The organism is Streptomyces canus, assembly GCF_001514145.1.
Classification (GTDB): Bacteria; Actinomycetota; Actinomycetes; order Streptomycetales; family Streptomycetaceae; genus Streptomyces; species Streptomyces canus.
Genome location: NZ_KQ948670.1, coordinates 227,375 through 239,976 on the forward strand (window position 1 = coordinate 227,375; position 12,602 = coordinate 239,976).

General features: G+C 70.9%; 12 protein-coding genes. 7 read left to right on the plus strand and 5 right to left on the minus strand.

Going from position 1 to position 12,602, the window contains the following annotated elements; all coding sequences use genetic code 11:
* Positions 1-20: 20 nt before the first annotated feature.
* Together AQJ46_RS37905 and AQJ46_RS37910 are read left to right on the plus strand one after the other, a co-directional pair.
* A complete protein-coding gene (locus tag AQJ46_RS37905) occupies positions 21-1,043 on the plus strand; it encodes a zinc-dependent alcohol dehydrogenase (protein ID WP_059209876.1) in 1,023 nt (340 codons plus the stop codon).
* Positions 1,044-1,048: 5 nt separating this feature from the next.
* A complete protein-coding gene (locus AQJ46_RS37910; RefSeq protein WP_059209877.1) occupies positions 1,049-1,921 on the plus strand; it encodes a universal stress protein in 873 nt (290 codons plus the stop codon).
* A gap of 41 nt (positions 1,922-1,962) precedes the next feature.
* Here AQJ46_RS37910 and ppk2 read toward each other — a convergent pair whose 3' ends face one another.
* Positions 1,963-2,766: a polyphosphate kinase 2 gene (gene ppk2 / locus AQJ46_RS37915; protein ID WP_059209878.1), complete on the minus strand. Its 804-nt coding sequence runs from the start codon at positions 2,764-2,766 to the stop codon at positions 1,963-1,965.
* Between the two features lie 41 nt (positions 2,767-2,807).
* Between ppk2 and AQJ46_RS37920 the strand changes: the two genes are divergently transcribed.
* On the plus strand, positions 2,808-5,201 hold the full coding sequence (locus AQJ46_RS37920; protein ID WP_059209879.1) for a phosphoketolase family protein: 2,394 nt from the start codon (positions 2,808-2,810) through the stop codon (positions 5,199-5,201).
* Positions 5,202-5,701: 500 nt separating this feature from the next.
* On the plus strand, positions 5,702-6,199 hold the full coding sequence (locus AQJ46_RS37925; RefSeq protein ID WP_057614060.1) for a flavodoxin domain-containing protein: 498 nt from the start codon (positions 5,702-5,704) through the stop codon (positions 6,197-6,199).
* Positions 6,200-6,256: 57 nt separating this feature from the next.
* Here the strand turns inward: AQJ46_RS37925 and AQJ46_RS37930 are convergent, their stop codons facing one another.
* Together AQJ46_RS37930 and AQJ46_RS37935 are read right to left on the minus strand one after the other, a co-directional pair.
* On the minus strand, positions 6,257-6,913 hold the full coding sequence (locus tag AQJ46_RS37930) for a universal stress protein (protein WP_107117400.1): 657 nt from the start codon (positions 6,911-6,913) through the stop codon (positions 6,257-6,259).
* Between the two features lie 36 nt (positions 6,914-6,949).
* Positions 6,950-7,531: an Rv1733c family protein gene (locus AQJ46_RS37935; protein WP_059209880.1), complete on the minus strand. Its 582-nt coding sequence runs from the start codon at positions 7,529-7,531 to the stop codon at positions 6,950-6,952.
* Between the two features lie 703 nt (positions 7,532-8,234).
* Between AQJ46_RS37935 and AQJ46_RS37940 the strand changes: the two genes are divergently transcribed.
* Entirely contained in the window at positions 8,235-8,906 is a 672-nt protein-coding gene (locus tag AQJ46_RS37940) for a helix-turn-helix domain-containing protein (protein WP_059209881.1), read from the plus strand.
* A gap of 60 nt (positions 8,907-8,966) precedes the next feature.
* Here AQJ46_RS37940 and AQJ46_RS37945 read toward each other — a convergent pair whose 3' ends face one another.
* Both AQJ46_RS37945 and AQJ46_RS37950 read right to left on the minus strand, forming a co-directional pair.
* Positions 8,967-9,431, minus strand: coding sequence for a pyridoxamine 5'-phosphate oxidase family protein (locus tag AQJ46_RS37945; protein ID WP_059209882.1), 465 nt, complete (start codon positions 9,429-9,431; stop codon positions 8,967-8,969).
* A gap of 154 nt (positions 9,432-9,585) precedes the next feature.
* On the minus strand, positions 9,586-9,789 hold the full coding sequence (locus AQJ46_RS37950) for a hypothetical protein (RefSeq protein WP_059209883.1): 204 nt from the start codon (positions 9,787-9,789) through the stop codon (positions 9,586-9,588).
* Between the two features lie 348 nt (positions 9,790-10,137).
* Here AQJ46_RS37950 and AQJ46_RS37955 point away from each other — a divergent pair, with 348 nt between their 5' ends.
* Entirely contained in the window at positions 10,138-11,865 is a 1,728-nt protein-coding gene (locus tag AQJ46_RS37955; protein ID WP_059209884.1) for a GAF domain-containing sensor histidine kinase, read from the plus strand.
* A 159-nt stretch (positions 11,866-12,024) separates the two neighbouring features.
* On the plus strand, positions 12,025-12,513 hold the full coding sequence (locus AQJ46_RS37960) for a GNAT family N-acetyltransferase (protein ID WP_057613432.1): 489 nt from the start codon (positions 12,025-12,027) through the stop codon (positions 12,511-12,513).
* Positions 12,514-12,602: the final 89 nt, after the last annotated feature.

The following is a 12,602-nucleotide window of genomic DNA, read 5'->3' on the forward strand; positions in this document are numbered from 1 at the left end:
CACCCCAAGGAGCAGACACCATGAAGGCAGCGGTCGTACGAGCCTTCGGCGAACCTCTGGTCATCGAGGACCGGCCCGACCCCGAGCCCGGCCCCGGCCAGGTCCGCGTCCGCGTCGAGGCCTCCGGGCTGTGCCACACCGACATCCACGCCGCCCGGGGCGACTGGCCCGTCAAGCCGACACCGCCGTTCGTCCCCGGTCACGAGGGCGTCGGCCTGGTCGAGAAGCTCGGCGAGGGTGTCACCCACCTGAGCGTCGGGCAGCGGGTCGCCGTGCCCTGGCTGGGCAAGGCGTGCGGGCGGTGCGAACAGTGCCTGTCCGGCTGGGAGACGCTGTGCGAGCGGCAGATCAACACCGGCTACGGCTGTGACGGCGGGTACGCCGAGAAGATGCTGGCCTGGGCCGACTTCGCGCAGCCGGTGCCGCACGGCGTCACGGCCTTCGACGCCGCCCCGCTGACCTGCGCCGGCGTGACGACGTACAAGGCGCTCAAGGTTGCCGGTGTCCGGCCCGCGCAGCTCGTCGCGGTCTCCGGCGTCGGCGGACTCGGTCACCTGGCCGTGCAGTACGCCAAGATCGCCGGGGCGCAGGTCGCGGCGATCGACGTCACCGACGAGAAGCTGGAACTCGCCGCCGAGCTCGGCGCGGACGTGGTGATCGACGCTCGCAAGGACGACGTGGCCGAGGTGCTCAAGCGGTACGGCGGCGCCCACGCGGCGATCGCGCTCGCGGTGAACGAGGAAGCGTTCACCGCGGTCAACTCCGGGCTGCGGCGCGGCGGCAAGCTCGTCATGGTCGCCCTGCCCGCACACGGCACGATCCAGGTCCCGATCTTCGACACCGTCCTGAACGGCACGAGCGTGATCGGTTCGATCGTCGGCACCCGGCAGGACCTCGCCGAGGTGTTCCAGCTGCACGCCGCCGGCCGTACCCGGGTCATTCACGAGACCCGCCCGCTGGCGAGCGTGAACGAGTCCATGGACGACGTCCTGCGCGGCCAGGTCAAGGCCCGGATCGTCTTCGACCTCGGCGTGGGACGGTGAGGGCGATGGACCTGCCGGTCGTCGTCGGGGTCGACGGCTCCGAGCCCGGACTGCGGGCCGTCGACTGGGCGGCCGACGAGGCCGCCCTGCGCGGGCTGCCGTTGCGCGTGGTGTACGCCTCGCTGTGGGAGCGGTACGAGGGCTCCCGGCCCGCCGAGGACCTGGGCCGGCCGTCCGAACAGGTGCGGGCCGAGGACATCGTGGCGGCCGCCGCCCGGCGAGCCTCCCTGCGCCGGGCCGACGTGAAGATCTCCACCGAGGTGCTGCCCGAGGAGCCCGAGTACACGCTGGTGCGCGAGAGCCGCCGGGCCGCCCTGCTGGTGACGGGCACCCGGGGCCGCGGCGGCCTTGCCGGCGCCCTGCTGGGTTCTGTGAGCCTGACCGTGGCCGGGCACGCGCACTGCCCGATGATCGTGGTGCGCGGCGACCAGGACGACCGGGACCGCCCCGGACGGCATGGCCGCGTCGTCGTCGGCGTCGGCGACACTCCGGCCGCCCCGGCGACGATGCGCTTCGCCTTCGAGGAGGCGCGGCGACGAGGCGCCGTACTGGAGGCCGTACAGGCCTGGCGGTGCCCCGCGCACGAGACCACGGATCACCCGCTGCTCGCCGGTGAACCCGCCCGGCTGCACGAGCAGCACGCGGTGGACGCGCTGGAAGCCGCACTCAAGGAGGCTCCCGACGATGTCGTGGTGCGTCGGCGCACCGTGGAGGGCCACGCCAGGACCGTCCTGGTGGAGGCCTCGCGCGACGCCGACCTCCTGATCATCGGGGCCAGGCGCCGCCCGCGGCACTTCGGGCTCCAGCTGGGCCGCGTGGCCCATGGGGTACTGCACCACTCCGACTGCCCGGTCGCCGTCGTGCCCGAACCGGTGTGACGATGGTGATCGTGGCGACGGCGACCGTGGTGACCGGCTGCTCAGAGGCTCGCCGCGTGGTCGGGGACGAAGGTCTGCAGATCGCGCGGCGGGCGCTCGTAGCCGGTCGACTCCGGGCGCACCGGCAGCTCCAGCACCGGCGGCGGCACATCGCGGTACGGCAGCGAACCCAACAGGTGGGAGATCATGTTCAAGCGCGCCCGCCGCTTGTCGTCGCTCTCCACGACGTACCACGGCGCCTCGGAGATGTCGGTGTGCACCATCATCTCGTCCTTGGCCCGCGAGTACGCCTCCCAGTGGGTGATCGACTCCAGGTCCATCGGCGAGAGCTTCCAGCGTCGCAGCGGATCCTCCAGCCGCTTGCGGAACCGCTCCTGCTGCTCGGTGTCGCTCACCGAGAACCAGTACTTGCGCAGCACGATCCCCGCTTCGACCAGCATCCGCTCGAAGATCGGGCATTGCCTCAGGAAGAGCTGGTACTCCTCCCTGGTGCAGAAGCCCATCACATGCTCGACCCCGGCCCGGTTGTACCAGGACCGGTCGAACAGCACGATCTCTCCGGCGGCCGGCAGATGCTCGACGTACCGCTGGAAGTACCACTGGGTGCGCTCGCGCTCGGTCGGTTTGGGGAGCGCCGCGATCCGGGCGACGCGGGGGTTGAGATGCTCGGCGACCCGCTTGATGGTGCCGCCCTTGCCCGCCGCGTCCCGCCCCTCGAACACGACGACCACTCGGGCGCCCTCGGCCCGCACCCACTCCTGAAGCCTCACCAACTCCGTCTGAAGACGCAGCAGTTCCTTTTCGTACGACTTGCGCGGCACCCTCGCCGCGGCCTTGCCGGCCATGCCGCCTCCACCGCCCGATGACCTACACACGGAGCCATCCCATGTCCGAGGCACAACGCGTCGAACACCAGGACGCCACCGTACTTTCCGACGACGAACTGCGCACCCTGGACGCGCACTGGCGGGCCGCCAACTACCTGGCCGCCGGGCAGATCTACCTGATGGCCAACCCGCTGCTGACCGAGCCCCTGAAGCCGGAGCACATCAAGCCCCGGCTGCTCGGACACTGGGGCACCTCGCCCGGACTGAACCTCGTCCACACCCACCTCAACCGCGTGATCAAGGCGCGCGGGCTCGACGCGCTGTGCGTGTGGGGTCCGGGGCACGGCGGGCCGTCGGTCCTCGCCAATTCCTGGCTGGAGGGCAGCTACAGCGAGACCTACCCGGACGTACCGCGCGACGGGCAGGGGATGGAGCGATTGTTCCGGCAGTTCTCCTTCCCGGGCGGGGTGCCCAGCCATGTCGCCCCGGAGACCCCGGGGTCGATCCATGAGGGCGGTGAGCTCGGCTACTCCCTCTCGCACGCGTACGGAGCGGCCTTCGACAACCCGGACCTGCTGGTCGCCTGTGTGATCGGCGACGGCGAGGCGGAGACCGGGCCGCTCGCCGCCGCCTGGCACTCCAACAAGTTCCTCGACCCGGTGCACGACGGCGCGGTCCTGCCGATCCTCCACCTCAACGGTTACAAGATCGCGAACCCGGCCGTGCTCGCCCGCCTGCCGGAGTCCGAACTCGACGCGCTGCTGCGCGGCTACGGCCACGACCCGATCCATGTCACCGGCGACGACCCGATGACCGTCCACCGTGCCATGGCGCACGCCTTCGACCAGGCCCTGGACCGGATCGGGGTGATGCAGCGGACGGCCCGCGAGAACGGCGTGAGCGAGCGGGTGCACTGGCCCGTCATCGTGCTGCGCACACCCAAGGGATGGACGGGCCCGGCGGAGGTGGACGGCGTGCCCGTCGAGGGCACCTGGCGTGCCCACCAGGTCCCGCTGGCCAACGTGCGCGAAAACCCCGAGCACCTGCGGCAGTTGGAGGCCTGGCTGCGGTCGTACCACCCGCAGCAGCTCTTCGACACCGACGGCCGCCCCGTGGCGGACGTCCTCGCCTGCGTGCCCGAGGGCACCAAGCGCCTCGGTTCCAGTCCGCACGCCAACGGAGGCCTGCTCGTACGCGAGCTGCCCGTCCCGGTTCTCGACCGCTTCGCCGTACCCGTCGACAAGCCGGGCACCACTCTGCACGAACCGACCAGGGTCCTCGGCGACCTCCTCGAACAGGTCATGCACGACACCTCGGCCCGCCGGGACTTCCGTGTCGTCGGCCCCGACGAGACCGCCTCCAACCGCCTCCAGGCCGTCTTCAACGCCAGCGGCAAGGCCTGGCAGGCCGAGCTGCTCCCGGTCGACGAACACCTCGAACGGCACGGCCGGGTGATGGAGATCCTCTCCGAACACACCTGCCAGGGCTGGCTGGAGGGCTACCTCCTCACCGGGCGACACGGACTGTTCTCCTGCTACGAAGCCTTCGTCCACATCGTCGACTCCATGGTCAACCAGCACATCAAATGGCTGAAGACATCACGGGAGTTGGCCTGGCGCGCTCCCATCGCCTCCCTCAACTACCTGCTGACCTCGCACGTCTGGCGCCAGGACCACAACGGCTTCTCCCACCAGGACCCCGGCTTCGTCGACCACGTCCTCAACAAGAGCCCCGAGGTCGTCCGCGTCTATCTGCCGCCGGACGCCAACACCCTGCTCTCCGTGGCGGATCACGTGCTGCGCAGCCGCGACTACGTCAATGTCGTCGTCGCCGGCAAGCAGCCCTGCTTCGACTGGCTGTCGATGGACCAGGCCCGCGCCCACTGCGCCCGCGGGGCCGGGATCTGGGACTGGGCGGGCACCGAAGACGGCTCCCACGAACCCGACGCCGTCCTGGCCTGCGCCGGTGACGTACCCACGCAGGAGGTGCTGGCCGCCGCCCAGCTGCTGCGCCGCCACCTGCCCGACCTCGCCGTCCGCGTGGTCAACGTCGTCGACATGACCCGGCTGCTGCCCCGCGAGGAACACCCGCACGGAATGAGTGACTTCGAGTACGACGGCCTGTTCACCACCGACAAGCCGGTGATCTTCGCCTACCACGGCTACCCCTGGCTCATCCACCGCCTCAGCTACCGCCGCACCGGTCACAAGAACCTGCATGTGCGCGGCTACAAGGAGTCCGGCACCACGACCACCCCCTTCGACATGGTCGTCCGCAACGACCTCGACCGCTACCGCCTGGTCATGGACGTCATCGACCGCGTCCCCGGCCTCGCCGTCCGTGCCGCCGCCCTGCGTCAGCAGATGGCCGACGCGCGCACCCGCCACCATGCGTGGATCCGCGAACACGGCACCGACCTGCCCGAGGTCGCGGACTGGGCCTGGAACGCCTGAACACCCTGCCTCCGAGAGGAAGCCAATGCCATGGCCATGCGCGTCGGCATCGACGGCTTCGGCCGCATCGGCCCCACTTGCCTGCGATCACGAGCCCACCTGGTGGCGCACGAACCTCGCCGTGGTCCTGAACCGTGAGACAACCACGGAAGGGATCAGCCAGGCCTGCATCTTCGACGACTGACCCACCCGGACGGGAGACCGGTGCCGCCGATCACCGGTCTCCTCCTCCGCACCAGGGACGACCGGCGCGAAACATGGGGCCGATCGGCCCCCGAGGCGCCCCGGACAGCCCATGGGCCCCCTCGCCGAACCGCTGGATGCTCGAAGTGCCGAGAGTCTTGGAGGGGACGACGCCCGTGATGGACACCGCGCCCACCCGGCCCTCGGGGCCACACCTTGCTCGCCCAAGGAGGTGATGACCGACGAGCAAGTCCTGTACGGCGTGGCCGACGACCGGCCGCGCAAGCTGTGAGAGGAGGCGGACCACCATGACCGGCATGATCGGCAAGGTGCTGGTGGCTTATGGAACGACCAACGGGTCGACCGCGCAGGTGGCAGAGACCATCGGCGAGGTCCTGCACAAGGACGGGCTGACCGTGGACGTGCTGCCCGCCCGGTCGGTGGCGAGCGTGTCCGCGTACGACGCCGTCGTGGTCGGCGGAGCACTGTACGCCGGACGCTGGCACAAGGACGCCCGCCGATTTGTCCGGCGACACCGCCGCGACCTCGCCGAACGCCCGCTCTGGCTCTTCAGCAGCGGGCCGCTCGACGCCTCGGCCTCCGAGCGGGACATTCCGCCCGTGCCGGGAGTACAACGGGTCATGACCCGGCTCGACGCCAGGGAGCACACCACCTTCGGCGGCTGCCTGGAGGACGGCGCGAAGGGTGCTGTCGCACGGATGATCCTGCGCTCCGGGAAGGGCGGGGACTTCAGGGACTTCACCGCGATCCAGGAATGGGCGGCGCACGTGGCCGCCGAGCTGGCGGGTGAATAGCGGACGGAAGCCATGGTGCCCGAGTTCCGGACACCATGGCCGCCTGCCGAGCCCTGCCTACGTGGGCACCACGGCAACGGGGCACAGGGCCTCGGCCAGGACTGCCCGCAGGGTTGGCCCCGGCTCGCGCTCCGCACTCCAACCCACGACCACCAGCCCGGCGCTCGCGGAACGTCGGCTCAGCGCCCGGGCCGGAGGCAACAGCCGGACGTCCTCCAGCACGTGCACGTCGGAGTGCTTCTCCCGCCATGGTCGCAGTGCGTCGGCGAGCAACTGCACCTCGTGGTCCTCCCAGGTGGCCCGGTCCTCCTCCGGCACACCGAAGCGCAACTCGGCGGCGCACGCAGGGAACCTCCAGGAATGCACGGCACGCAGCCGCACGCCCCGCATCCTTGCCGTGTCGAAGGCGAAGCCGACAGCCGCCTGAGCGGGTTCACGGGCGTCCACGCCCAGCACGATCTCGGCGCCGGGGAGTGCGGAGCGCTGAGCGGCGGGCGTCTCAGGAACCAATACGACAGGGCAGGCAGGGAACATGACGCCGTCCGGATCTCGTGCGCCGGCGACGACCAGCTGCGCGTCGTTCAGCCCGTCGGCCGGCCCGTCGCGGACGACCCGGAGCGCGAGTCCGCGTCGTGTCGCTTCCTGACGGGCCCAGCGGACGACTGACTCGTGGTGCGTCGAGCCTTGAACACGGGCAACGATGGCTCGTTCCATGACGTTCTGTGCCCCCCTCAAGAGGATTTCGAGGCTTCATCCAGTCCTGTGCCCCCACTGGGGACCCGCCAGGTCCCACTCCCGGCCCCAGCTGTCGATGCGCTGCCGGTCGAGCCGCCACCGGACGACGGCTCCCACGCCGAGGACCGCGCCGGTGAGGGCGAGTCCGGCGGCGGTGCCCAGCACGCCCGCCTCGACAGCGGCTTCCCCGGCACTCGGCGGTGCGGTGGTCAGCTTGCCGTGGCTGTCCTGCCAGACCACGACTGGAGTTCCGGCCTTCAGCCCGGTGTCGGTCAGGGTGCGCCCGGTGCGGGCGGAGCCGTCGGGGGTCCTCCAGCGAACGGAGGCCGAGACCTTGTCGCCCGACGACCGCACCGCCGACACGTGCTCCGACGTGTCGGTGAGGAGCACCGCGTGGGTGGAGCGCCGTTCGGAACGCAGCTGTGCGAGTGTCTCGTCGGTGGCGTGCGCTGTCACCAGGCCGGCAGCGGTGCCTCCCACCGCGACGAGTGCACACAGTGCCAGCATGAGCCAGGCCTCGGCGATGTCCTCGCGCCGCCTCAACGGGTTGTTCCGCCAGCGCCAGAACCACTTCTTCGTCCGTTTGCCGTGGGCCATGGCTTCGCACCTCCTCCGGTCGGCACACCGTCGACGGTGGCAGCTCCGGACGGGCGGCGGCATGGGCCGAGGGGGCTGCGCTCACGGGCCGCACGGGACAGGTTTCCGGCCGGGGAGAGGGCCGTTCGGCCCATGACTGCCGCAGCCTGTGAGACGCGTGCATCGCTGTACGGGTCGTCCCACTGCGACAAGGAGAAACCCGACGGTCGGCGTGTGGGTGGTCAGGGCCATTGACAAGCGGGCGTCTTTCGATGATACGCCCGGACCGGTGGACAGGGGGACCGCAGCAGGCGGCCGCTGTCGCTGACCAGCCGGAGTCGGCCGTGCTGCGTCTGGTGAGACCGAAGCCGTGCCGACGGACGACGCGGAAGGGCCGAACAGTCCCTGACCGCCGGGCCAGGTCGGCCCACGAACGGCTCGTGACGACCGTAGGCAACATGCCCTGTCGGTCAGGAGAGGGGCCCAACCGGCCCAAGCGGTCTCCGCGCACGTGGGCCAGGCTGGACTTGCGGGGTAGATCCGGCGCGGAAACGGCGCCCAGGCTGCCACCGGCAGCCGAAGCCCCACCGCACCGCCGGGCCCGGGCTCCGCAGCCGCTCGAGTGGACTCAGCTGCTCGGGGGTTTCCCTGGCACCGGCCACGGCATCGGCGCCGAGCCGTCGGGCGGCGTCCAGCCGGGCCGGGGCCACCCTGAGGAAAGGACGTGACGACCATGGCCGAACGGATGCAGGCCGAAAGGCCGTTGGGCGACCTGGGCCGCCGTCTCGCCATGCGTCGCGCACAACTCGGTCTGAGCCGACAGGAAACGGCGGCGAAGGCGGGATTGGCGCCCGGCTACTTGAGGCACCTGGAGGAGAACCCCGGTGCCACGCCGAACCGGGGAACACTTCTCAGCCTGGCCGCGGCACTGGAGACCACCGTGCCGGAGCTCACCGGCGCAGCCACGGACCTCCCTCCGGGCCTGGAACAGGCGGCCCGTGCCCCCGAGTTCACCGAGCTGAGCACGGACGAGTGCAGAGCTCTGCTCGGAACACACGGCGTGGGGAGAATCGCGGTGACCACCGAGTCCGGGCCAGGCATCGTTCCCGTCAACTACAGCGTCACCGAAGGCGCCATCGTCTTTCGAACCGCCTCCGGTACGACACCGTCGCCGGCGTCCGGCCACCAGGTGGCCTTCGAGGTCGACCGCATCGATGACGCCTTCAGCCGGGGCTGGAGCGTGTTGGTGCGCGGACGCGCTCGGACCGTGACGGACTCCGACGAGGCACACCGGCTCGCGGACCAGGCGTACAGCAAGCCCTGGGCGGGAGGGAGCCGTGATCTGTGGATGCGTGTGGAGCCGGACACGATCACGGGACGTCGGATCGACGTGTGACACGGACAGAGACGGGTGGCTGACGCACGCCAACGACAGATTTCCGCACTCGGCCGACGCTCAGTCCTCGCCCGGCCGGCCGCCGACCGTGAGCAGGATGCCCGTGACCAGTTCGGGTCTGATGCGGATCGCGTGGTCCATGGGCTGTTGCACCCACGGCTCCAGTATCGCCTGGTAGCGGTCCAGTTCACCGGGGTCGGTCACCGGCCGGGCGTACCCCGTCACCACCACGCTCCAGCCGAGACGCGTCGTCGCGTCGATGTCGTCAGCCTCGTAGGCGACGACGACACCGGGGCCGTCGAACCGCTGAGTGTACGAAGTCAGCGCGGTGCCCTCGTGGGTGCGGATGACGATGTCGCCGCCGTCCAGGACGTGGTTGACCGGGCGGACGGTCGGCAGCGCGTGCAGCGTGAAGACGACCCTCCCCAGGGACACGCTGCCCAGCAGTCGCAGTGCCTCGGCGCTGTCCAGCTCGATGCGGCGGCGCGGTCCTGCGAGGGCCGGCCGTCTGGCGTTGTGGGCCATGACGGACTTTCCGTTGGGATTCGTGGCTTGCTGCCCGGTCGGAATACCTGCGGAGCGACACCGCGGGGGATCGGTGCCGCTCCTTCCTCAAGCTTCTGTCCGGCCCAGGGCCGCGCCAAGGGCCGATGGTCCCCGACAAGGGCCCGGACGGCCCTCACTCATCCGGAGCGGAACCCCCGCCCCAGGCGCGGAACCGGTCCAGCCCGTACGCGAGCGCGTGCGCGTCGGCTTCCCGTAGGTGTGCGACGACGAGGCGGCCGCCCACCCGGTCCTCGGCCCCGGCGGACCACGGCAGGACCTGGTGCCGGAAGCCCGGTGCAGGCCACGTCGACCTTGGCCTGACTTCCCCGTCGGTCATGTGATCCCCTGTTTGTGCTCGTTCGGTGAGCGCCGCCGGTCCCGTACGGGTGCCCTCAGCGGCTGTCGCTGCCCTCGGCGCCGGACAGTGCCGCGCACCCCGTGATCCCGGTCAGCCGCCCCACGCCGTCGTGCCGCCGCCGACCTCCTCGGCCTGTGCGTCGACCAGTCGGTCACCGTACAGGCCGGGCGGGCCGGCCCGTGGCCGGGTCGCGGGTGCGCCGAGGCGACCACCGGATCCTCCGCCGCCGGATCCGAACCGTGTACCGTCGCCCGCCGTCGGCCGGTAGCGTGGTCCACGACCGGAGCGGCCGGTGTCAGCCCGTCCGAGGGACCCGAGGAGACACAGGTGGCAAGCCCCCAGGAGCCCCACGAGGCCCGTGTACGGCTGCCGCAGCTGAGGCTGGACGAGCTGTTGGAGGAGCTTCAGGCGCGGCTGGACGCGGCCCGTGGAACCCAGGACCGGGTGCACAGCCTGCTGGAGGCGGTGCTCTCGGTCGGCCGCGAGCTGGATCTGGAGCAGGCGCTGCACAGCATCGTCGAAGCCGCCGGGGTGCTGGTCGACGCGGAGTACGCGGCCCTCGGCGTGATCGGTCCGGACGGCCGGCGTCTCTCCGCCTTCCACACGGTCGGGGTCACCGAGGAGCAGATCGCCCGGATCGGCCCCTTCCCCGAGGGCCACGGCATTCTCGGTGAGCTGATCCGCCATCCCGAGCCGCTGCGCCTGACGAAGATCTCCGAGCATCCCTCGTCATACGGCTTCCCGGACCACCATCCGCCGATGAACAGCTTCCTCGGCGTGCCCATCCGGGTGCGCGACCAGGTCTTCGGCAACCTGTACCTCACCGAGAAGCGGGGCGGCGCGCAGTTCGACGAGGACGACGAGTCCGTTCTCTCGACGCTGGCGGTGGCGGCCGGCGTCGCCATCGACAACGCCCGCCTCTATGAGGACTCCCGGCTGCGGGAGCGCTGGCTCCAGGCGAACGCGGAGGTCACCCACAGCCTCATGTCCGGCGGCGGGCGCACCGAAGTGCTCGGCCTGATCGCCGAGCGGGCCGCCGAGATCACCGGATCGGCGCTGGCCGCGGTCGCGCTGCCCATGGAGGACACCGGGTCACTCGCCGTGGAGATCGCCGTCGGGCTGGATTCCGACGCGCACAAGGGTCTCGTGCTCCCGATGGACGCGACCTTGATGGGGCTGGCCTTCTCCACCGGCGCCCCTGCCGTCAGTACGAACGTCTCCCACGACGAACGCGTTACCCCGGAACCGCCCCGTTTCCAGGGACTCGGCCCCGCCGTGGCCGTGCCCATCGGCACGGGCGAGGACGGCGTCCGAGGCGTGCTTCTGCTGGCGCGGGAGGCCGGCCGGCCGCAGTTCACCACGACCGAGACCGAGACCCTGCAAGGCTTCGCCGCGCAGGCCGCCGTCGCCATGGAACTGGCGGAGCGACGCCAGGACGCCGAGCAGATCGCGGTGCTCGAGGACCGTGACCGGATCGCCCGGGACCTGCACGACCTGGCGATCCAGCGGTTGTTCGCCACGGGGATGACCCTGCAGAGCGCGGGCCGGTTCATCGAGCATCCCGAGGCGTCCGAGCGTGTTGTCCGGGCGGTGGACGACCTGGACGAGACCATCAAGATCATCAGGTCGACGATCTTCGGGCTGCGAGCGCGTGACGGCGGGGCCGGGACGGGACTGCGCGCCCGGGTGGTACGGGCCGTCGGTGAGACGGCCCCGGTGCTGGGCTTCACGCCCAGCGTGCGCATGGAGGGACTGCTCGACACCGACGTGCCGCGCGAGATCGCCGACCACGCGCTGGCGGTGCTCTCCGAGGCCCTCACCAACATCGCCCGGCATGCCCACGCCGACCGCGCCGATCTGGCGCTGGAGTGCGACGGCCGCCACCTGCGGCTGACGGTCGCCGACAACGGTGTGGGCATCCCGGCCGACGGCCGCCGCAGCGGACTGTCCAACATGGCCGAACGGGCCGAACAGCTGGGCGGCGAACTGGAGTTGCGCAGCCCGCCCGACGGTGGCAGCACGCTGGTGTGGCGCGTGCCGGTGGGGGAGCGGTAGCGGGCACGTGTCCCGCGCCATCTCTGACACCCATCCCTCTGTGGGATGGCGGGCATCCTTCGTACGTCATGAGAGGTTCCCGGGAGCGGTGCAGGAACGCCTGCCCGAGCGGTCGACCCGCTGCTCGAAGGCACTCCCCGGGTGCGACATACTCTCCCGATGAGTTCACGCACCTCCCCGGTCAGCCAGCCGATCACCATACGGAGGGCCGTCGCGCGGGATGCCAAACGGCTCACCCGGCTCGTGCGTGGCTCAGGCGCCTATCAGGGCAAGTACGCAGCCGCAGTCGCGGGCTACCGGGTCGGTCCTGACTACATCGAGGCCCACCGCACCTTTGTGGCCGTCGGCGCAGACGAGCATGGAGACCGGGTCCTCGGGTTCTACTCGCTCGTCCTCGCTCCACCGGAGCTCGATCTGCTGTTCGTCGCCGACGAAGCGCAAGGACGGGGTATCGGACGGCTGCTCGTCGCGCACATGCGGTCCGAAGCCCGTGCCGCCGGGCTCGACCGTCTCAAGGTCGTGTCGCATCTTCCCGCCGAGGACTTCTACCACCGCGTTGGTGCGGTGCGGACCGGTACGGCGTTCGCCAACCCGCCCGCCGTGCCATGGGACCGTCCCGAATTCGAGTTCCGCATTTCTTCGGAATGACCCGGCGTGCCGGTTCGGGGGGCACCGGCTTCGCCTGCAAGGCGCAGTGCACCTGTGCGGGAGCCTGGAGCCGACCCTCGCAGAGCAGG